Annotated in this window: 21 protein-coding genes; 12 read left to right on the top strand and 9 right to left on the bottom strand. The window is 60.6% G+C overall.

Annotated features, from left to right (window positions below; all coding sequences use genetic code 11):
• The first annotated feature begins 492 nt into the window (after positions 1-492).
• Positions 493-1050, top strand: a complete 558-nt coding sequence (locus tag KGA97_RS25040; RefSeq protein WP_223481694.1) for a cysteine hydrolase family protein — start codon at positions 493-495, stop codon at positions 1048-1050.
• Positions 1051-1236: 186 nt separating this feature from the next.
• Here the strand turns inward: KGA97_RS25040 and KGA97_RS25035 are convergent, their stop codons facing one another.
• The 4 genes from KGA97_RS25035 to KGA97_RS25020 are packed head-to-tail and all read right to left on the bottom strand — an operon-like array spanning position 1237 to position 2963.
• A complete protein-coding gene (locus tag KGA97_RS25035) occupies positions 1237-1446 on the bottom strand; it encodes an SEC-C metal-binding domain-containing protein (protein ID WP_007906737.1) in 210 nt (69 codons plus the stop codon).
• On the bottom strand, positions 1443-1937 hold the full coding sequence (locus KGA97_RS25030; RefSeq protein ID WP_223481693.1) for an LEA type 2 family protein: 495 nt from the start codon (positions 1935-1937) through the stop codon (positions 1443-1445). Before KGA97_RS25030 ends, KGA97_RS25035 begins: the two co-directional genes overlap by 4 nt.
• A 47-nt stretch (positions 1938-1984) precedes the next feature.
• On the bottom strand, positions 1985-2461 hold the full coding sequence (locus KGA97_RS25025; RefSeq protein ID WP_008040831.1) for a YchJ family protein: 477 nt from the start codon (positions 2459-2461) through the stop codon (positions 1985-1987).
• Positions 2462-2465: 4 nt separating this feature from the next.
• Positions 2466-2963: a DUF6231 family protein gene (locus tag KGA97_RS25020; protein WP_008031670.1), complete on the bottom strand. Its 498-nt coding sequence runs from the start codon at positions 2961-2963 to the stop codon at positions 2466-2468.
• Between the two features lie 189 nt (positions 2964-3152).
• Here KGA97_RS25020 and KGA97_RS25015 point away from each other — a divergent pair, with 189 nt between their 5' ends.
• From KGA97_RS25015 to KGA97_RS25000, 4 genes are all read left to right on the top strand, one after another.
• A complete protein-coding gene (locus KGA97_RS25015) occupies positions 3153-3848 on the top strand; it encodes an OmpA family protein (RefSeq protein WP_008040832.1) in 696 nt (231 codons plus the stop codon).
• A gap of 89 nt (positions 3849-3937) precedes the next feature.
• Positions 3938-4657: an OmpA family protein gene (locus KGA97_RS25010; RefSeq protein ID WP_008040833.1), complete on the top strand. Its 720-nt coding sequence runs from the start codon at positions 3938-3940 to the stop codon at positions 4655-4657.
• A gap of 148 nt (positions 4658-4805) precedes the next feature.
• Positions 4806-5084, top strand: a complete 279-nt coding sequence (locus KGA97_RS25005) for a DUF1145 domain-containing protein (protein WP_008031667.1) — start codon at positions 4806-4808, stop codon at positions 5082-5084.
• Positions 5077-5835, top strand: coding sequence for a collagen-like protein (locus KGA97_RS25000; RefSeq protein ID WP_008040834.1), 759 nt, complete (start codon positions 5077-5079; stop codon positions 5833-5835). The genes KGA97_RS25005 and KGA97_RS25000 overlap by 8 nt, the downstream gene beginning before the upstream one ends.
• 122 nt (positions 5836-5957) lie before the next feature.
• Here the strand turns inward: KGA97_RS25000 and KGA97_RS24995 are convergent, their stop codons facing one another.
• The gene (locus KGA97_RS24995) at positions 5958-6422 is read right to left on the bottom strand and encodes a CopD family protein (protein ID WP_008031665.1); all 465 of its coding nucleotides are present in this window, start codon (positions 6420-6422) and stop codon (positions 5958-5960) included.
• A 99-nt stretch (positions 6423-6521) separates the two neighbouring features.
• Here KGA97_RS24995 and dinG point away from each other — a divergent pair, with 99 nt between their 5' ends.
• The 5 genes from dinG (at position 6522) to pdxH (ending at position 14423) form a co-directional block, all read left to right on the top strand.
• Positions 6522-8666, top strand: a complete 2145-nt coding sequence (gene dinG / locus KGA97_RS24990) for an ATP-dependent DNA helicase DinG (protein WP_008031664.1) — start codon at positions 6522-6524, stop codon at positions 8664-8666.
• A gap of 95 nt (positions 8667-8761) precedes the next feature.
• A complete protein-coding gene (locus KGA97_RS24985; RefSeq protein WP_008040835.1) occupies positions 8762-11272 on the top strand; it encodes a hypothetical protein in 2511 nt (836 codons plus the stop codon).
• Between the two features lie 229 nt (positions 11273-11501).
• Positions 11502-12647 carry an EstA family serine hydrolase gene (locus tag KGA97_RS24980; RefSeq protein WP_008040837.1) on the top strand — a complete coding sequence of 382 codons (1146 nt, stop codon included), beginning with the start codon at positions 11502-11504 and terminating at the stop codon, positions 12645-12647.
• A 114-nt stretch (positions 12648-12761) separates the two neighbouring features.
• The gene (locus KGA97_RS24975; protein ID WP_223437879.1) at positions 12762-13751 is read left to right on the top strand and encodes an OmpA family protein; all 990 of its coding nucleotides are present in this window, start codon (positions 12762-12764) and stop codon (positions 13749-13751) included.
• 24 nt (positions 13752-13775) lie between these two features.
• Positions 13776-14423: a pyridoxamine 5'-phosphate oxidase gene (pdxH, locus tag KGA97_RS24970; RefSeq protein WP_192228636.1), complete on the top strand. Its 648-nt coding sequence runs from the start codon at positions 13776-13778 to the stop codon at positions 14421-14423.
• 5 nt (positions 14424-14428) lie between these two features.
• Here pdxH and KGA97_RS24965 read toward each other — a convergent pair whose 3' ends face one another.
• Positions 14429-14665, bottom strand: a complete 237-nt coding sequence (locus tag KGA97_RS24965; RefSeq protein WP_008040840.1) for a hypothetical protein — start codon at positions 14663-14665, stop codon at positions 14429-14431.
• Between the two features lie 168 nt (positions 14666-14833).
• On the opposite strand from KGA97_RS24965, the gene KGA97_RS24960 reads away from it, so the two are divergent.
• The gene (locus KGA97_RS24960) at positions 14834-15298 is read left to right on the top strand and encodes a glycine zipper 2TM domain-containing protein (RefSeq protein WP_008040841.1); all 465 of its coding nucleotides are present in this window, start codon (positions 14834-14836) and stop codon (positions 15296-15298) included.
• A gap of 501 nt (positions 15299-15799) precedes the next feature.
• Here the strand turns inward: KGA97_RS24960 and KGA97_RS24955 are convergent.
• From KGA97_RS24955 to nhaA, 3 genes are all read right to left on the bottom strand, one after another.
• On the bottom strand, positions 15800-16030 hold the full coding sequence (locus KGA97_RS24955; protein WP_223481692.1) for a hypothetical protein: 231 nt from the start codon (positions 16028-16030) through the stop codon (positions 15800-15802).
• The gene (locus KGA97_RS24950) at positions 16027-17211 is read right to left on the bottom strand and encodes a colicin E3/pyocin S6 family cytotoxin (protein ID WP_223481691.1); all 1185 of its coding nucleotides are present in this window, start codon (positions 17209-17211) and stop codon (positions 16027-16029) included. The genes KGA97_RS24955 and KGA97_RS24950 overlap by 4 nt, the downstream gene beginning before the upstream one ends.
• Before the next feature lie 121 nt (positions 17212-17332).
• A complete protein-coding gene (nhaA, locus tag KGA97_RS24945; RefSeq protein WP_223481690.1) occupies positions 17333-18520 on the bottom strand; it encodes a Na+/H+ antiporter NhaA in 1188 nt (395 codons plus the stop codon).
• Positions 18521-18755: 235 nt separating this feature from the next.
• On the opposite strand from nhaA, the gene KGA97_RS24940 reads away from it, so the two are divergent.
• Positions 18756-19546, top strand: a 791-nt coding sequence (locus tag KGA97_RS24940) for a PLP-dependent cysteine synthase family protein (protein WP_223481695.1), incomplete at its 3' end; no start/stop codon positions are given.

The following is a 19546-nucleotide window of genomic DNA, read 5'->3' as shown; positions in this document are numbered from 1 at the left end:
TGCTTTTGATTTCCACCACTCATCAGGCCGAGCGTTAGCTCGCCTTCCGCTTTTGATCTGAGCGCCCCCTCGAGAGGCCGAGCGCAGGTTCTGCGCAGTGGGCAACCCGGCATGGATGCCGGGTTAGCCGCCCCCGGCCATGGATGGCCGATGGCGGCGGGCCCACGGAGCAGGACCGGAGCGAGGGCATGCCGAGCCTAGGCGAGGCACCGAACGAAAGGGGCAAGAGCCCTTTGGTTACTTTGGGGCTTTTCCAAAGTGACTCGCCGTAAGGGCGAAACCAATAGCAGCCGTTACCGAAGAACCGGATATACACAATCGATCACTTTCAAGCCTAGGCGAATTCACCTTGCTGTATTCGTTGCGGCATCGTGAAATTCAGACAGCAACCGCGAACATCAGATCGTCCCGTTTGCGATCGAGGACTTGCCTGTAGGAGGCGGTGATGCTCAAGTGCGTGAAACTCAATAACCTCGCGTGAGAAAAGTCAGCATGGAGCTCAAGACCAACGCAGCACTGATCATCATCGATCAACAAAAAGGCATTTTGGAGCCAAGGCTTGGCCGGCGAAATAATCCTCAGGCCGAGGCGCGGATCCTGGATTTGCTGGGACTATGGCGGCGAACCGGGCGGCCGGTGATCCACGTACAGCACCTGTCCCGTTCACCGGACTCAGTGTTCTGGCCGCAGCAATCGGGCGTGGAGTTTCAGGAGCGGTTCCAGCCATTGGCCGGCGAGCAACTGATTCAGAAACAGGTGCCGGATGCGTTTTGTACGACGGCGCTGGAGGCAAGTTTGCGCGAGGCGGGGATCAATCAGTTGGTCATCGTGGGCGTCGCGACCCACAACTCGGTGGAGTCCACGGCGCGAACGGCCGGTAACCTGGGGTTTGATACGTGGGTGGCGGAGGATGCGTGCTTCACGTTCGACAAAGCGGATTACTTCGGCAATGCGCATTCAGCTGAAGAGGTACATGCGATGTCGCTGGGCAATCTGCACGGCGAATACGCCACGGTCGTCAGCAGTGCGCTGATCCTGATGACCGACTGAATGACTGTAGGAGCGAGGCTTGCCCGCGAAGAAGATGACGCGGTTTGCCTGAATAATCGCGGTGCCTTTTTCGCGGGCAAGCCTCGCTCCTACAGGGGATTGTGTCATTCACGAATCCAGTGTGGGAGCGAGACCGGCTTGCCGGCGAAGCGATTCAACAGGCGATGAAAAACATCGCCCGAAGCATCAAGCGCCGTGGCACTTCTTGAATTTCTTGCCGTTGCCGCACGGGCAAGGGTCGTTGCGGCCGACGTCCTTCAGGGCGTTGCGCACCGGCTCCTGGTGAGCGTGGCCGCAGTTCGGGCCGTGGACATGGCCATGGTCGTGATCATGGTGGTCGTGATGGTCATGATCGTGGTTGCAGTCAGGGCCATGGACGTGGGGTTGCTGGGTCATCGGGTGTGCTCCGGAATTAAATCGGCGGGGATTATCACGCCTTTGCGCGCCAGGTGCACGTAGTGCGCGATGAACACACCGGTTTCCAGCTCACCTTCCAGGCGATAGGGGATAGGTTGCTCGGGTTTTTTCAACAGTTTCACCAGATCCCGCACCTTGGGCCACAGGTTGGTGCGGATCGGCACTTTGAAATATGCGCTGTGCTTGGGACCGACCGTAAACCAGTGTTCGTGCTCGCCTTCGGTCAGCAACATATCGCCCAGGTGAATCCGGTATTCGAGACCGGGTACCGTCAGGTCGCTGTCGCGCGGGTTGTCGACGCGAAAGAACAACAGGAAGCGTTGCTCCATCAGTTTCGCCCGGACCACTTCGACCTTGACTAGATGCACTTCAGGTTCCGGTTCATCGTCGCTGAACCAGGACGCACAGCCGCCGAGTCCGAGAAACAGGAGCAGGGTGAGCGTGTGCAAGACGCGACGTCGGCTGATCATGGTTGTGTTTCTCCCTTGATCCCCAGTCTAGCCCTTCACGAATCACCTCAACTGGCGAAATACCCCGCACAACACTTCTTGAACTTCTGCCCGCTGGCACATGGGCAGGCATCGTTGCGTCCGGCCTTGAGTGGCACAGTGGGGTCGATGAAGTACCAGTGGCCGGCGTTCTGCACGAACGACGAGCGCTCGCGGTGGCTGTGTTCGCCGCTGCCATCGTGCCAACGCGCGGTAAAGGTCACGAACGCGTGTTCCGGTTGACCGCCGAACACCTCGGAACTTTCCACTTCCAGGCCGAGCCAGGTGCTTTGCGCGCTCCAGTCGCTGATGGACTGACGATCAAGGCCGGACTGCTGCGCGGGCAGGGTGGTCGCTACCAGGTAATCGATCAGGCCCAACACGTAAGCGCTGTAGCGCGAACGCATCAACGCTTCGGCACAAGGCGCCGGATGCCCGGCATGGTAATGACCGCAGCAGGCGTCCAGCAGGGTGCCGCTGCCGCAAGGGCAAATGGATGTACTCATTGCGTTACCACCAGTATTTCCCGAAGTTTTCCGGATTGGCCCAGAACCGTGAGTTGAGCCAGTCGGGGACTTGTTTGTAGTCAAGCAGATCGTAGGTGAACAAGGTCAGTACTTGTTCGTCGCGCTGGAAGCGTTCGCTGGCTTGCAGGGCCAAGGAAAAAAAATCCGTCTCCTGCCAGCCACTGGCCGGCAAATCCGCCAGCACCGCAATGCGACTGGCATTGAGGTTGCGGATGCCGCCGAGCAAATTCAGGCCATCGCGTTTGGGCAAGTGTTCGAGGCAATCGACCACCAGCGCCAGATCAAATCGGCGCGCCGCCAGTTCGGCCGGCAACGGTCCGGGTGCCGCGTGGGCGACGCAGGTGTCCGGGTGCGCCAGCTTGAATGCTTCCAGCGCGGGGAATTCGCTCGCGCCGATCAGCAACAGGCGGAGCGGGGCATAACGATCCAGCAAAGCGGCCAGCGCCTGCTGGGGCGTGCGCGAAGAAATACCTGAAATCATCGAAGTTCCTCAATCAGAGCGCCAAGACTAGCCTGCCCGAAGGTCCAGATATAGAGCGTCGTCGCGCTAAAAGTATCGATCAGCCGTGAACACTGGATAAAACTGCAATGGCCTATTGCTGGCGGAGATTAAAGCTCGGGTCTTTACTACCTGAATCGGTTCTAAGCCGATCCCTCAGGAGAAAACTAGATGAGCATAGTTCGGACAGCATTACCCTTGGTTCTGCTAACCAGTGTGTTGACTGGTTGCGCAGGTTTGCAGAAAACCGACTGGCCGACCTGTGCGGCAGTCGGCGGTGTAATCGGTGCGGGTCTCGGCGCGACCGAGAGCTCGGCATGGGCAGGGTACGGCGCTCTGCTGGTTGGCGGTACGGCCGCTGCCTATTGCTGGGTTCACGGTGATGGCGACGAAGACGGCGATGGCGTGCCGGACAGCCGCGACAAGTGCCCGGGCACGCCTAGAGGCGTGAAGGTCGATGCCGACGGTTGCCCACCACCAGTCCCTGCGCCAGTGGTTGAAGAGGCGGTTGTGGTCAAGGAAGAAACCATCGTCATCCGCGATGTTCACTTCCAGTTCGACAAAGCCACACTCACCCCTTCTGACAAACAGGTGCTCGATAAGATCGCCACTCGTTTGAAAGCCGAAGCCCCTACTGCTCAGTTGACCGTTACTGGCCATACCGACAGCGTGGGCAGTGATAGCTACAACCAGAAACTGTCGGATAAACGCGCTCACTCGGTGGTTGAATACCTCATCCAGGAAGGCGTGCCGCGCAGCAACTTCGTGTCTGTTTCCGGTGCCGGTGAAAGTCAGCCGGTGGCCGATAACAAAACCGCCGACGGCCGTGCACAGAACCGTCGCACCGAAATCAAAATCCAACGCTAGATCCCTCGCATCCGTGGCTTGTGCAGTCACGGATGCGGGTCTTTACTCCTGTGTAACCGGCGTCGGCCGGTAACACAGGAGCTTTCACCATGAGCCTTCTCACACGGACCGTCTGGCCGGTTGTGCTGCTTGGCAGCCTGTTGACCGGTTGCGCTACTCACAGCGATGGCACTGCCCCCCTCAATCAACGTACCTGGCCGATCTGCAGCGTTATCGGTGGCTTGGTCGGTGGTGGCTTGGGCGCTATCGAAAGTGGCGGTTGGGCGGCCGGTGGAGCGGCGCTTGGTATCTTGACCGGTGGCCTGATCTGCTACGCGCAGGATGGCGACGAAGATGGCGATGGTGTCTTCGATCGACGCGATCGCTGCCCGGATACGCCGGCCAATACTCCGGTCGAGCATCATGGTTGTCCGCTGCCGCAATACCCGGCCAGTGTGAATCCCGCTGAACCTGCACAATCTGAAGTCATCACCCTGAGCGATGCGGGCGATGTGTTGTTTGCGTTCAACAAATCCGACCTGACACCCTCGGCGCAAAGTCAGCTGGACTCGTTCATACCCAAACTGCAAAGCGCCGATGTGGTCAGCATCAAAGTGATCGGCCACACCGACAGCGTGGGTGACGACGCCTATAACCAGGCACTCTCGGAGCGACGCGCCAGCAGCGTGGCGGCTTACTTGCTGGGCATGGGCCTGGCGCCGGACAAACTCACCAGCGAAGGCCGGGGCGAAAGCGCACCGGTGGCCGATAACGAAACAGAGGAAGGTCGCGCGAAAAACCGTCGCGTGGAATTGCACATCAATCGCTGAGCCCCGTGATAGAGCCGTCGGCCAATGATTGCAGTGGCGCCGACGGCCATTCGGCGGCCTTCATGAAGAATTTTCCGTTGCCCTCTGGCTTATCCCGCGTGGAAGCCGTTACTGTGCGTGCAAAGAATAATTCTCAACGGGGGGGCGTATGAAGGTGTTTTGGGGGCTGGGTAAGCTGTTGACCCTGCTGTTCTGGCTGGTGGTGTTGGTCAATCTGCTGATGCCCTTTGTCAATCCGCTGCACCTGTTGGTCAATCTGGCCGGCGGCCTGCTGGCGTTCCTTCATCTTCTTGAGGCGGTGTTCTGTTTCCGCAGTCTCAGAGGCCGCGCCCACCCTTGGCGTGATCGCTTGAAGATTGTCTTTTTCGGTGTTTTCCACCTGCAAACCATTCCGGCTCCTGCCGTACCGAAGGCTTCCCATGCGTAAACTCTGTCTGCTCGCCGCACTCGTCAGCCCATTCGCCTGCGCCCAGGTGGTCAGCGTCGAAACCAACTCGCTGATGCGCTTGCCCAATACCGCCAGCACCTTGCAGCTGGAACGCCTGGAAGTGGCCGATTACGGCACATTGCTGATTCCCTCGAACGTGACCGAAGTCAGCGTCGGCGAATTGCGCCTGGGGCGTGAAGCGCGGATCGCCATCGTGCCCGGCGAAACGGCGCTGGAGTTGAAGGTCAGCCGCGCCCAATTGTCCGAAGGCAGCCAGATTACCGCTCGCGGTGCACCGGGTACTTACCTCAAGGCGGCCCGCTCGGGACGCAATCTGAATGTGCAGATCAAGGCACTGAATGCACCACAGTTGGTGGTTGATGCTCGCGGCGGCGCAGGTGCACCGGGGTTTGTCGGCCTCGACGGCGCCAACGGTCAGGCACCGGGCTGCACCTGGGGCCAGGCCGGTCGCGGGGCCGATGGCAGCGATGGCAGCGACGGTCAGCCGGGTGCGCCGGGTGCGCTGGTCAGGCTGGAAGTGCCGCGTGATTATCCGGCGGAGCAGATCAAGGTTCAGGTTGCCGGCGGCGCGGGTGGTCTGGCCGGTCCTGGCGGTAAGCCGGGGGCGGGTGGCAAGGCCAAGGGCTGCTTTGTCTACAAGGCCGATGGCGGCAAGAGCGGCAAGCCAGGCGTTGACGGCCAGCCGGGGCCTGCGGGTGCGGCGGGTTCGGTGACGGTTCAGCGGTTGTAGTTGATCTCGGAAATCTTCGTTGTCTGATCCATCGTCTTCGCGGGCAAGCCTCGCTCCTACAGGGATCACGCTGTCCATTGTAGGAGCGAGCGGTGCGGCGATCCGACTTGCCCGCGAAGCTTTTAAAACATCGGCCGCGCCGAGGCGATGGCCACCAGCACCAACCCCACAATCAAATTAATCCCCACCAACCGGCGAATCCTCCCCAGTACCGCAGCCCCCGTCGGCCAATCCTGCGCCGTCACCGCCGTGCGCAATTCCGGCAACAGCAACGCCTGAATCCGGATAAACAGCGCGGTCATCACCACGAACAACCCCATCATCACCTGCACATAACGCGGCGCGGCCTCGAAACCGCTGTACTGCAAATGAATCATGCCGACACCGCTGACCGGCAACAGCACCACCGCGATCCAGACCCAGCGGAAAAAACCTTGAAACACTTCTACCCACAGCTTCAACCGGGCCGGGCCTTCCAGCGCCTTCATCGCGGCCGGACGCAAGACCATCCAGGCGAAAAACATGCCGCCGACCCACACCAGGGCGGAAAGGACATGCAGGGTGTAAACGATGCCAAAAGGTGTCATTGGGGTACTCCGTTCTGCGCGGGATTAATTAGCGCGGTATGATAGCCGCCGAACCGAACCACTGAAAATTTATCCAGCGTTTTTTGCGCCCGACAATCCATGATCAGCACTGAACTCAAAACCACGATCCAGGGCGCCTACTCGCGTTTTCTCGAAGCCAAGAGCCTCAAGCCGCGCTACGGCCAACGCCTGATGATCGCTGAAATTGCCAAGGTCCTCGGTGACATCGACACCGACGACGAAGGCCGGCGCAGTGGCGACCCCGCGATTGTCGCGGTGGAAGCCGGCACCGGTACCGGCAAGACCGTGGCCTACAGCCTGGCGGCGATCCCGACTGCGAAAGCCGCCGGCAAACGCCTGGTGATCGCCACGGCCACCGTGGCCCTGCAAGAACAGATCGTCTACAAGGATCTGCCTGACCTGATGCGCAACAGCGGGCTGAATTTCAGCTTTGCCCTGGCCAAGGGCCGGGGGCGCTACATGTGCCTGTCCAAGCTCGACATGTTGCTGCAGGAAGGTCACGCACAAACCGCTACCGCGCAGCTGTTCGAAGAAGAAGGCTTCAAGATCGAGGTCGATGAGGCCAGTCAGAAGCTGTTCACCAGCATGATCGAGAAGCTCGCCGGCAATAAATGGGACGGCGACCGCGACAGTTGGTCCACCGCCCTGGAAGACGCCGATTGGGCGCGCCTGACCACCGATCACAGCCAGTGCACCAACCGCCATTGCCCGAACTTCGGCCAGTGCGCCTTCTACAAGGCCCGCGAAGGCATGGGCAAGGTTGACGTGATCGTCACCAACCACGACATGGTCCTGGCGGACCTGGCCCTTGGCGGCGGCGCCGTTTTGCCCGATCCGCGCGACACCATCTACGTGTTCGACGAAGGTCACCACCTGCCGGACAAGGCCATCGGCCACTTCGCCCATTACACGCGCCTGCGCTCCACCGCCGACTGGCTGGAAACCACCGCGAAGAACCTCACCAAATTGCTCGCCCAGCATCCGCTGCCGGGTGACCTGGGCAAGTTGATCGAACAGGTGCCGGAGCTGGCCCGTGAGATCAAGACCCAGCAGCAATTCATGTTTACCGCCTGCGAACAGGCTGCCGATTTCAAACCCGGCGAAGACGTCGAAGGTCGTGAGCGGCCGCGTCACCGTTTCGTCGGCGGGGTGATTCCCGAGCACATGCGCGAAATGGGCATCGAGCTGAAAAAGGGTTTTGCCCGTCTCACCGACCTGTTTACCCGCCTCACCGAGCTGCTCAAGGAAGGCATGGACGGCGAGGTCAACATCGGCATCGCCAGCAACCAGGCTGAAGAGTGGTATCCGCTGTTCGGCAGCCTGTTGTCGCGCTCTTCGGGCAACTGGGAGTTGTGGGTTGCATTCACCGCCGAAGACCCAGAAGACAACCCGCCCATGGCGCGCTGGCTGACCCTGGCCGAAAGCGGCTCGCTGTTCGACATCGAAGTCAACGCCAGCCCGATCCTCGCGGCGGAAATGCTCCGGCGCAACCTGTGGAACGTGGCTTACGGCGCGCTGGTGACTTCGGCGACCCTGACCGCACTCGGCACCTTCGACCGCTTCCGCATGCGTGCCGGGCTGCCGAAAAAAGCCGTGACCGCCGTGGTCCCGAGCCCGTTCCATCACGCCGATGCCGGCGTGCTGCGGGTGCCGGACCTGAAAGCCGATCCACGTGATGCAGCGGCCCACACCGCGGCGATCATTCGTGACCTGCCGCAACTGGTTGAAGGTTCGCGCGGCACGCTGGTGCTGTTCTCCTCGCGTAAACAGATGCAGGACGTATTCGACGGTCTCGACCGCGACTGGCGCAAACAAGTGTTCATTCAAGGCAACCTGTCGAAACAGGAAACCCTGAACAAGCACAAGGCGCGCGTCGATGGCGGCGATTCCAGCGTGCTGTTCGGCCTGGCGAGTTTCGCCGAAGGTGTCGACTTGCCTGGTGCGTACTGCGAGCACGTGGTGATCGCGAAGATTCCATTCTCGGTGCCCGATGATCCGGTCGAAGCGGCACTGGCCGAGTGGATCGAAGCGCGGGGCGGCAATCCGTTCATGGAAATCTCCGTGCCGGACGCCTCGCTGAAACTGGTCCAGGCCTGCGGTCGTTTGCTGCGAACCGAAGAGGACCGCGGCACCATCACCTTGCTCGACCGGCGCCTGGTCACCCAGCGTTACGGCAAAGCGATCCTCAATGCGTTACCGCCATTCCGTCGAGAAATTTCCTGATACGACGGTGGGCAAATCTGCCCGCCGCGTTGTCTATCTCTCTGCCATCGCTTTTCCACTGGCCATTGTTGGTCGTTAGGGAGATTTTCGTTCTCATGATTCGCCGTTCGTTGCCTGCTGTTTTTGCCTTGTTGTTCACCACGCCTTTGCTCGCCGCTCCCGCAGGCCAGCAGACGCTGTTCAACTTTGTGCGCCCCGCCGACGTGGTCCAGGTGGCGACTCAGGACGCCAGCCTGCCGCAATCCAATGCAGAGCAAACGGCCGAAGGCGAAGTGCTGCGCCGGGTGACGTTCAACCCGGTGGCCCAGCCAACCCTGCGCCTGACCCCGCAAACCGGGGCCTGGGACTGGTCGCAGTCCGGCGTGATGAGCCTGCGTATTCAAAGCGCAATGGACTGGGCCGTGACCCTTTACGTGAAAATCCAGAGCAACGACGGCAAGACGCTGATCAGTCGCGTGGATCTGCCGGCGGGCCCTGCGCAGACGCTGCTGGTGCCGTTGCAGCCGAGCTCGCCGCTGAGCCTGGGCATGAAGGCCGGTCCGCCGATGCCGATGACTGTCGACGGTCAACGCATCCTGTTGGCCAGCAGCGCCGGTGAGCTGGATCGCAGCCAGGTGGTGTCGGTGACGTTGTCGATGGATCAGCCGAAAGTCGCGCAAAGTATCCTGCTTGAGCGTTTCGGTGTGCAGGAAGGCGAGGCCGTCACCCAAGCCGTTTATGGCGGCCTGGTGGACGCTTTCGGTCAGTCGACCCGGACCAAATGGCCGGAGAAGGTCAGCAGCGACGAGCAACTGAAAAGCGCCGCCGCCAAGGAACAGCAACAAACCAAAACCTGGCTGGCCGAGCGCGAGAAGTCGTCGCTGGACAAGTTCGGTGGCTGGATAAAAGGCCCGACGTTCAAGGCCAGCGGTTTTTTCCGCAGCGAGAAACGTGACGGTCGCTGGTATCTGGTGACCCCGGAAGGCCATCCGTTTTATTCGCTCGGGGTCAACACCGTTGCGCCGGACGTCAACCAGACTTACATCGCCGGTCGCGAGTGGATGTTCGAATCGCTGCCTAAACCCGAAGAACCGCTGGCCAGTCACTTTGGCGAAGGCGACAACCGGGGTGGCAATGGCGTCGATCAGGGCCGAGGCTACAACGCCGGGCGCTGGTACGATTTCTATGGCGCGAACCTGCAGCGTCTGTATGGCGCCCCTTGCACACCGGGCAGCGACACCAAGGCCGGTGTCGCCGAAGCGGCCAAGGCCGACGCAGTTGAGGCGACGGTCGAGAAGACCGCTGAACAACCCGTCGTTCCTTCCACGGCCGAAGCCGGTGTTGCCGAAGCCGCCAAGGCCGGCGCAGAGGACGCGACCGTCGCGAAAGCGGTCGAGCAGAAACCCGCCGAACCTTGCACCGCAGTGATTGATGAACAACGCTGGGCCAGCCACACCCTGGATCGCCTGCAAGCCTGGGGCTTCAACACCATCGGCAACTGGAGCGCCCCGGAGCTGGGCAACGCGGACCGCGTGCCCTACACCTTGCCGCTGTCGATCGTCGGCGATTACGCCAGCATCAGCACCGGCACCGACTGGTGGGGCGGCATGCCTGACCCGTTCGACCCGCGTTTCGCCATGGCCACCGAACGCGCCGTGGCCATCGCCGCCCGCGATCATCGCGACGACCCTTGGCTGATCGGTTACTTCGCCGACAACGAACTGGCCTGGGCCGGTCCCGGTGACGACCCGAAAGCCCGCTACGCGCTGGCCTACGGCACCTTGAAAATGACCACTGACGTGCCGGCCAAGCGCGCGTTCCTCAAGCAATTGCGCGACAAGTACCGCAATCAGGCGGGCCTGTCCAAAGCCTGGGGCATCGACTTGCCGGCCTGGGAATTGATGGAAGACCCGGGCTTCGTGCCGCCGCTGCCGAGCGCCGAGTACCCGGAAATCGAAGCCGACTTCAAATACTTCCAGAAGGTCTTCGCTGACACGTACTTCAAAACCATTTCCGACTCGCTCAAGTGGCACGCACCGAATCAGCTGCTGCTGGGCGGCCGTTTCGCCATCAGCACCCCGGAAGCCGTGGAATCCTGTGCACAGTATTGCGATGTGCTGAGCTTCAACATGTACACCCTGCAACCGCAAGACGGTTACGACTTCGCCAAATTGCGCAGCCTGGACAAACCGGTGCTGATCACCGAATTCAACTTCGGCTCGGCCGATCGCGGCCCGTTCTGGGGCGGCGTGACGCAACTGGCGAAGGAAGAAGACCGTGGCCCGGCTTACGCCAACTTCCTGAAACAGGCACTGAGCGAGCCGTCGATTGTCGGCGTGCACTGGTTCCAGTACCTCGATCAACCGGTGACCGGTCGTCTGCTGGACGGTGAAAACGGGCACTTTGGTTTGGTCGGCATTACCGATCTGCCGTTTCAGGGCTTCGTCGACAGCGTACGCAAGAGCAACCTGGCGGCCGTTGATCAGTTGGGCAAAGAGGCCGAGAAGGCCAAGGCTGAAGCGGATAAAGCCAGTCACGATGCCGAAGGCGGGCGAAAAGCTGAAGCCGGCAAGGGCCCGGGGAAGGGCGCCGGGCAGGCGGGTGGGCATTCGGGGAATGGTCATTAAGGCCTGATCTACTGCGTTATCGTTCTTCGCGGGCAAGCCTCGCTCCTACAGGTTCGGTGGTGCTCCTGTAGGAGCGAGGCTTGCCCGCGAAGGCGTCCTCAAAAACACCATGAATTCCAGATCCAATAGATCGGCAATCCGACCGCCCGGCCCAACCCTGTTCCCAAAACCATCAATGGCTGGAACAATGCCGGCCACTTTGTAGAACGTTTGTCCGAGGGAGTAGCGGGTGCAGATTCAGGGTCATTACGAGCTTAAGTTCGAAGCGGTTCGCGAAGCGTTCGCGGCGTTGTTCGACGATCCTCAGGAGCGTGGCGCAGCGTTGTGCATCCAGGTTGGCGGCGAAACCGTTCTCGACCTCTGGTCCGGCACCGCCGACAAGGATGGCCATGAGGCCTGGCACAGCGACACCATCGCCAACCTGTTTTCCTGCACCAAGACCTTCACCGCCGTCACCGCCCTGCAACTGGTCGCCGAAGGCAAGCTGCAACTGGATGCCCCGGTTGCCCGCTATTGGCCCGAATTCGCTGCCGCCGGCAAGGAATCCGTCACCTTGCGTCAACTGCTCTGCCATCAGGCTGGTTTGCCGGCGTTGCGCGAGTTGCTGGCTCCGGAAGCGCTTTACGACTGGCAAACCATGGTCGATGCGCTGGCCGCCGAATCGCCTTGGTGGACGCCGGGCACCGGTCACGGTTATGCCGCGATCACCTATGGCTGGCTGGTCGGCGAGTTACTGCGCCGTGCCGACGGGCGTGGGCCGGGCGAGTCCATTGTGGCCCGCGTGGCCAAACCGTTGGGCCTGGATTTTCACGTCGGCCTGGCGGATGAAGAATTCCATCGCGTGGCGCACATCGCCCGTGGCAAGGGCAACGTCGGGGATGCCGCGGCCCAGCGCCTGCTGCAAGTGACGATGCGCGAACCGACGGCCATGACCACGCGGGCCTTTACTAACCCGCCGTCGGTCCTGACCAGCACCAACAAACCGGAATGGCGGCGCATGCAACAACCGGCGGCCAACGGCCACGGCAATGCCCGCAGCCTGGCCGGGTTCTATGCCGGGCTGCTCGACGGCAGCCTGCTGGAAAGCGAGATGCTCGATGAGCTGACCCGCGAACACAGCCTCGGCGAAGACAAGACTTTACTGACCCGGACCCGTTTCGGCCTGGGTTGCATGCTCGATCAACCGGATGTCCCGAACGCCACCTACGGCCTCGGCCCACGTGCGTTCGGTCACCCGGGCGCTGGCGGCTCCATCGGTTTTGCTGACCCTGAATACGATGTCGCCTTCGGTTTTGTGACAAATACACTGGGGCCTTACGTCTTGATGGATCCGCGCGCGCAAAAGCTCGCGCGGGTACTGGCCACTTGTCTGTAAAACGCGCTGAAGGGTTCCAGGGCCGGAACCCGAAGGCCTTTATGTTTTCCAACCGTCTGTTTATCCGGGTCATGCCGGCCTGAATTTTTATGACTTCTTTTTTGTGGATTTCCAATGTCACTCAATAAAACCACCCTCGCTTTGGCCCTGTGTGTCGCTGTTACCGGTTGTGCGCAGACACCAAAAAATGATTCGGATGGCAGCAGCTGGTGGCCGTTCGGTTCCTCCGACAAAGTCGCGGCGAAAGAGCCGGCTCCCGCGCCGGCACCTGTGAAGCCTGCCGAGGTGGCCCCGGTTGCCAAGGTTGAAGCCGACGCCGGTGGCAAATGGTGGTGGCCGTTCGGCGGCAAAGAGCAGAGCACGGCCAAAGTCGTGCCGATGCCTGACCCTAAAGTCACTCAGGCCTGGCTCGACGATTACGAACCGCGCCTGCGCACCGCGATCAAGGACAGCAACCTGCAACTCGAGCGCCGTGAAAACGTGCTGGTGGTCACTGCGCCAGTAGAAGGTTCGTTCAACCCCGACCGTCCGGCCATGTTGCTGCCGGTGACTCTCGGCCCGTTCACTCGCGTGGCGAAAATCCTTGAAGTCGATCCCAAGACCGCCGTGCTGGTATTGGGTCACAGCGACACCTCGGGCGCCGCACCGGCCAACGTGAAACTGAGCCAGGAACGCGCACAAGCCGTGGCGGCGATTTTCCGCCTCAGCGGTCTGCAGCGTGATCGCCTGATGCTGCGCGGCATGGGTGGCGAAGCCCCGCGTGCGGCCAACGACAGCGTTGAAGGCCGTGCCTTGAACCGTCGCGTCGAACTGCTGGTGACTCCGCAAAACACTATGGTTGCGCTGTTGAGCAAGTACAACATGCCAGCCCCGGCACCGGTGAAACTGGTCGCTGCCCAGGACGTCAAGCCAGTGGCCAAGCCGGTCACCCCGGCACCAGCCGCGAAGAAAGCCGCTGTACCTGCCACGAAAAAAGCGCCGGCCAAGAAAGCCGCCGCCAAGAAGACTCCGGCTAAAACCGCGACGCCGGCCAAAAAGACCACGCCGGCCAAAGCCGCGGCAGCTGACAAAAAAGTCGTTGTCGCTGATCCTGTGAAAAAGTGATTCGTTAACCAAAAGGAATGCGCCATGACCCAGGGCCTGGCTGATATGCGTCGCGACTACACCCGAGACGGCCTGACCGAGGCACAAGCCCCGGCCGAGCCGTTCGCGCTGTTCCATCAGTGGTTTGCCGACGCGGTGAAAACCGAGCAGCCGCCGGTGGAAGCCAACGCCATGACCCTGGCCACCGTCGATCAGGACGGTCGGCCGCATTGCCGCATTTTGCTGCTCAAGGGCCTGGATGCGCAGGGCTTCACCTTCTTCACCAACTACGACAGCGCCAAGGGCCAGCATCTGGCCGCGAACCCGTTCGCGGCCATGACGTTTTTCTGGCCGGCCCTCGAGCGTCAGGTTCGTGTAGAAGGTCGGGTGGTGAAGGTCACGCCTGAGGAGTCAGATGCCTACTTCCAGGTCCGGCCGCTGGGCAGTCGCCTTGGTGCCTGGGCTTCACCGCAAAGCCGCGTGATCGCCGATCGCGCCGAGCTGGAAGCGTTGCTCAAGAACACCGAGCAACGTTTCAGCGATACGCAGCCTCATTGCCCTGAGCACTGGGGCGGTTATCGTCTGCTGCCTGAGCGCATCGAATTCTGGCAGGGCCGTTCGAGCCGCCTGCACGATCGCCTGAACTATCGTTTACAAGGCGCCGACTGGATTCTTGAACGTCTGGCGCCCTGAGCAGTCTACCGACCGGGATAACCTGCCGCAGCGGCCTCCAGCCACTGAGGCAGGTCCCGACGCTTGATCTTCTGCGCTTGAGCGTTCGCCAGTTGCTGGAGCATGTAGGCTCTTTTCTGCTCATCGCTCCCCGCCAGGGCTAGCGCCATATCGCGGTCCATCCAGCGTTTGATCCGTACGTACAACCACCCATGGAAGTACAGACCGGCGACAGTGGTGACGACAATGATGAAGTAATCCATGAAAATCCTTGGGGCAGCGGCGCAGATCTCGTCATTTGCCGCTACTGTTTGATGAGTTCGTGGAGGTCCCTGTACCGGGCCTGAATCAAACCAATGTTATCGGGGCGACGTCGTGACACGCGTCAAGCTGCGGAGTTTAATGGTTACATGTCCTTTGGAGGTGATGCCATGCGTAAGTCTGTTCTGCTTGTTGCTTCCTTTTCCACGATGGCGATGTTGCTCACTGGCTGCCAATCGAGCCTGACCGGTGACTCCTACTCCCGTGACGAAGCGCGTCGTGTGCAGACCGTTCGCATGGGCACCATCGAATCCCTGCGTCCGGTGAAAATCGAAGGCACCAAGACCCCGATCGGCGGCCTCGCCGGCGCGGCGGTCGGTGGTGTTGGTGGCAGCAGCATCGGCGGTGGTAAAGGCAGCATCGTTGCTGCAGTTATCGGCGCCGTGGCTGGCGGGCTGATCGGCTCGGCCACTGAAGAAGGCCTGACCCGCACCCAAGGTGTGGAAATCACTGTTCGTGAAGACGACGGCAGCATGCGTGCCTATGTGCAGCAGGTTCAGGAAAACGAAGTGTTCCGTGTGGGTGAGCGGGTGCGGATTGCTACTGTAGATGGTACGAGCCGCGTTACGCACTAAGCGGGAAAGCGGGTAAAAGAAAACCCCGATCAGCGTGAGCTGGTTGGGGTTTTTTTTGAGGCGGGGTTTTGGATTGGGGGGATATCCGTTTCTGCGGTAACGGCTTCCATTGGTTTCGCCCTTACGGCGAGTCACTTGGAGAAGCGCCAAGTAACCAAGCGCTTTTGCCCCTTTCGTTCGGTGGCTCGCTAATGCTCACCATGCCCTCGCTCCGGTCCTGCTCCGTGGGCCCGCCGCGATCGGCCATCCCTGGCCGTGCGCGGCTAACCCGGCATCCATGCCGGGTTGCCCACTGCGCAGAACCTCCACTCGGCCTCTCGAGGGGGCGACTACCGCCACAGCAGCCGAGGCGGCCTGAAAGCCGACCTGTCTCTTTGATCGTACGCGTTTCCCTGTAGGAGCTGGCTTGCCGGCGATAGCGGTGGGTCAGTCGACATGGTTATTGTCTGAATAGACGTCAATTCTGTGTTGTTTTCGAAGGCCGCCTCGGGGTAAATGATGCTATTCGAGGCACACCAATTGAACGATGTGATTCCTGTTGTCCAGGTTCGTACCGGTCCAGTTTTGTAGTGTTTTCACCTGTTCTGGAGACAGGTCGTAGCAGTCGAACCCTTCCTCGGGTTTGCGCCAGTTCATCAGCTGTCTTAGTTCTTCGCTGCGATTGGCGGGTATTTCCACACTGTGAAGTAACTCTTCGGTCTGTTTTTCGAAGATTTCTAGGACATGTCTCATTTTTCTACGCTCCTTTTTGGGTCGGCAGGCTTTGTTTGCTCTCCGGTCAGCGGGTCATATTCCCCTAGGTGCTTGCCTTGTTTGGTGTACAACTCGACCTTGCCGTGCTGAGAGTCCCATTCATAAATTCTCCCGGAGCTATCCTTCCACCGTCGGCGTTTGCTGCCGCCCCCTCTTACATAAGTTTTCGATGGCGCAGATTTTAGATCGGGGAATGCTGCGAGTGAGTCGGGAGCAGGGTGGAATTTGTGATCACCAGGAACGCTATAAACAATGTAAACCGGCTTTACCCCCGACCCCACCGGAAAAACAAGAATGAAATCCTTGTAATCAGGCGGATGCACCGGATCGACGATGATGCTGTCAGCCTGTTTCGTCGGCGGGTAAACCCAGATGTGCGGTGCTTGTGGCGCGGCCTCCAGCGCTGGAATCCCGAAAATGTCGGAGCCATCCATAGCTGGAGTCCAGATCAGTTCGACGCCGTCGCCTAGATCGGCTACCTGCTGATTACCGCGCAACGTAAATTGCACGACATCCACCATCTCCCAATCACGATTCTTGCCGGTGTAGAAACCGTAGCCCTTGAGACTGCCATCAGTCTGTTGCTCGACCCGCAGGCGAACGCGAGTGCGGGCCTGTTTGAGGGTGCGCAGTTGATCTTCGGTGTAGAGCGAGCTGTCGCCAAGGCTCGTCGGCATGATCAGGGCCACCAGCGCGGCCAGGGTAGCCGCTGCGCTGCTGGCGGCGACGGCGGGTAATGCGGCGAACGCCGAGCCACTCAGGGCAAAGCTGCCGAAACCCGCCGGGATGGCGGTACCACTGATTTTCTTGAGTGCGATGCCGCCGCTTTCATCGGCCTCACGGGTGCCGAGCAGGATCAGTTCACCGTAATCTTTCAGGCTGTCGGTGGGCACCATACTTGAGGGATTGGAGTAATCGATGATGGCGTCCGGCAGTTTGCAGGACTTGGCGAAAACACATCCCGCACGGGCAACGTCATCCTTTTTCGCCGCGACTTGAAGGCTTTCTTCAAAGGCTTGCTGTCTTGCAAGCATGGCGTCGTAAGCGTTTTGCCTGGCGTCCCGCGCAGCCAGCTCAGTGGCCGTCATGTAGCGGTAAGTGACGTGATGTCCGTCACCCGATGGTGGGTTTGGAACCCGGGGAATGTCCTTGCCAGCCACTGATTTTCCTTGCGTTCGTACGTCGACAACCCTCAAGAAACGGGCTGTGCGACGTTAACGAACGAGGCAAATCGTGGCTGTAGGACGCGTCTCGAATGACGCTAGGAGTTGTCTCCATTGATCAGGATGAGAGCACGGTTTGCTTGCGACTCGCCGCCGCCGTCACCGCATATCCAATCAACGCTGCCAATATCGACCCGGTCAAAATCCCCATCCGGTCCATCCCGGCGTATTCACTGACGCCCGGTTCAAACGCCAGGGAACCGACAAACAAACTCATGGTGAAACCAATCCCACAGAGGATCGCAACCCCCAGCACCTGGCCCCAATTGGCGCCTTGGGGCAGGGCGGCGATGCCGGTTTTTACCGCGAGCCAGGTCAGGCCGAATACGCCAAGCGTCTTGCCCAGCAGCAGGCCGATTGCGATGCCCATCGGTACGTGATGGGTGAAGCTTTCGACAGTCACGCCGCTCAGGGACAGGCCAGCGTTGGCGAAGGCGAACAGCGGCAGGATGCCGTAGGCCACCCACGGGTGCAGGGCGTGTTCCAGCGTCAGCAGCGGTGACGGCTCGGCGTTTTTGGTGCGCAACGGGATGCAGAAGGCCAAGGTTACGCCGGCCAGCGTGGCGTGGACACCGCTTTTGAGTACGCACACCCACAGGATCAAACCGATGATCATGTACGGCCCGAGCTTGACCACGCCGAGCCGGTTCATCGCGATCAGCGCGACGATGCAGGCCGCGGCCAACGCCAGGGACAGGGTCGACAGTGCGCCGGAATAGAAGATCGCAATGACGATGATCGCGCCGAGGTCGTCGATGATCGCCAGGGTCATCAGGAACAGTTTCAGCGACACCGGCACACGCTTGCCCAGCAGGGCGAGGACGCCGAGGGCGAAGGCGATGTCAGTCGCCATCGGAATGGCCCAGCCACCGAGCGCAGCGGGATTGTCACGGTTGAAGAACCAGTAGACCAACGCCGGCACGACCATGCCGCCAATCGCCGCGGCGCCGGGCAGGACCACCTGTGAAGGCTTCGACAGCTGACCGTCGAGGACTTCGCGCTTTACTTCCAGGCCGATCAGCAGGAAGAACAGGGCCATCAGGCCGTCGTTGATCCACAGCAGTGCCGGTTTGGCGATTTGCAGCGCGCCGACCTGAGCCACCACCGGGGTGTCCAGAAAGCTGCTGTAGAGCCACGACAACGGGGAGTTGTTGATGATCAAAGCCAGGGCTGCTGCGGCGATCAACAACAGACCGCTGGCAGCTTCCAACTGAAAGAAACGCGTGAAAGTGCTACGCAGAGGCAAGGTCGCTCTCCATCGAATAATCAAAAAGGTGGCACACCCTAACCCGTACCGTTAGTTGTTAAAACAAAAGTTATATTCTTTTTTGTTATATGCCGTTACAGCACGAAAGGCGACACGGACCTGAGCCTAGCAGTTGCCGGACGTATTGAACCTCAGCTGTACCTGTGCGCGATGTCGGATTTTTCCTAAGCTTGTGGGCTGAGCCTTGTGCCAAGGCCGACTCAACGAGAAAACCATCATGAGCGACAACCGACAGTGGGCCCGGGAAGCGATCCGGATCATCGAAGCGGACTTCCAGCGCAGCGCCGACACCCACCTGATCCCCTTGCCGCTGCCGGGGTTGCCGGGCATCGAGTTGTATTTCAAGGATGAGTCGAGCCATCCCACCGGCAGCCTGAAACATCGCCTGGCGCGTTCGTTGTTCCTCTATGCGCTGTGTAACGGCTGGCTTAAACCCGGCGCGCCGGTGATCGAAGCGTCCAGCGGTTCGACGGCGATTTCCGAGGCGTACTTCGCCCGTTTGCTCGGCCTGCCGTTTATTGCAGTGATGCCGGCCACCACCTCCAAAGAAAAGATCGCGCAGATCGAGTTCTACGGTGGCAAGAGCCATCTGGTGGACGACCCGACGCAGATCTATGCAGAGTCCGAGCGCCTGGCGCGCGAGCACGACGGGCACTTTATCGATCAGTTCACCTACGCCGAACGCGCCACCGACTGGCGGGCGAACAACAACATCGCCGAATCGATCTTCCATCAGATGCGTTTTGAACAGCACCCGGAGCCGAGCTGGCTGATTTCCAGCCCAGGCACCGGCGGCACCACGGCGACCCTCGGGCGATACGTGCGTTATCGCCAGCATTGCACTCGCGTGCTGTGCGCCGATGCCGAGCGATCGGTGTTTTTTGATTACTACCTGACTGGCGATGCCAGTCTTCGACTGGATCACGGTTCGCGGATCGAAGGCATTGGTCGGCCACGGGTCGAGGCGTCGTTTCTGCCAAAGGTGATCGATGCGATGGTCAAGGT

This window comes from Pseudomonas sp. BF-B-15 (assembly GCF_019946675.1).
Taxonomy (GTDB): domain Bacteria; phylum Pseudomonadota; class Gammaproteobacteria; order Pseudomonadales; family Pseudomonadaceae; genus Aquipseudomonas; species Aquipseudomonas migulae.
This window is presented reverse-complemented; position numbering and strand designations above follow the sequence as displayed.

Excerpts from the sequence above, each read along its gene's own strand:
- KGA97_RS25005 (WP_008031667.1), top strand. The coding sequence starts at position 4,806 with ATGAAGGTGTTTTGGGGGCTGGGTAAGCTGTTGACCCTGCTGTTCTGG.
- KGA97_RS24975 (WP_223437879.1), top strand. The coding sequence starts at position 12,762 with ATGTCACTCAATAAAACCACCCTCGCTTTGGCCCTGTGTGTCGCTGTT.
- dinG (WP_008031664.1), top strand. The coding sequence starts at position 6,522 with ATGATCAGCACTGAACTCAAAACCACGATCCAGGGCGCCTACTCGCGT.
- KGA97_RS24955 (WP_223481692.1), bottom strand. The coding sequence starts at position 16,030 with ATGAGACATGTCCTAGAAATCTTCGAAAAACAGACCGAAGAGTTACTT.
- KGA97_RS25030 (WP_223481693.1), bottom strand. The coding sequence starts at position 1,937 with ATGATCAGCCGACGTCGCGTCTTGCACACGCTCACCCTGCTCCTGTTT.
- KGA97_RS25015 (WP_008040832.1), top strand. The coding sequence starts at position 3,153 with ATGAGCATAGTTCGGACAGCATTACCCTTGGTTCTGCTAACCAGTGTG.
- KGA97_RS25010 (WP_008040833.1), top strand. The coding sequence starts at position 3,938 with ATGAGCCTTCTCACACGGACCGTCTGGCCGGTTGTGCTGCTTGGCAGC.
- KGA97_RS24965 (WP_008040840.1), bottom strand. The coding sequence starts at position 14,665 with ATGGATTACTTCATCATTGTCGTCACCACTGTCGCCGGTCTGTACTTC.
- KGA97_RS24960 (WP_008040841.1), top strand. The coding sequence starts at position 14,834 with ATGCGTAAGTCTGTTCTGCTTGTTGCTTCCTTTTCCACGATGGCGATG.
- KGA97_RS25025 (WP_008040831.1), bottom strand. The coding sequence starts at position 2,461 with ATGAGTACATCCATTTGCCCTTGCGGCAGCGGCACCCTGCTGGACGCC.
- pdxH (WP_192228636.1), top strand. The coding sequence starts at position 13,776 with ATGACCCAGGGCCTGGCTGATATGCGTCGCGACTACACCCGAGACGGC.
- KGA97_RS24985 (WP_008040835.1), top strand. The coding sequence starts at position 8,762 with ATGATTCGCCGTTCGTTGCCTGCTGTTTTTGCCTTGTTGTTCACCACG.
- KGA97_RS25020 (WP_008031670.1), bottom strand. The coding sequence starts at position 2,963 with ATGATTTCAGGTATTTCTTCGCGCACGCCCCAGCAGGCGCTGGCCGCT.
- KGA97_RS25040 (WP_223481694.1), top strand. The coding sequence starts at position 493 with ATGGAGCTCAAGACCAACGCAGCACTGATCATCATCGATCAACAAAAA.
- KGA97_RS25000 (WP_008040834.1), top strand. The coding sequence starts at position 5,077 with ATGCGTAAACTCTGTCTGCTCGCCGCACTCGTCAGCCCATTCGCCTGC.
- KGA97_RS24995 (WP_008031665.1), bottom strand. The coding sequence starts at position 6,422 with ATGACACCTTTTGGCATCGTTTACACCCTGCATGTCCTTTCCGCCCTG.
- KGA97_RS25035 (WP_007906737.1), bottom strand. The coding sequence starts at position 1,446 with ATGACCCAGCAACCCCACGTCCATGGCCCTGACTGCAACCACGATCAT.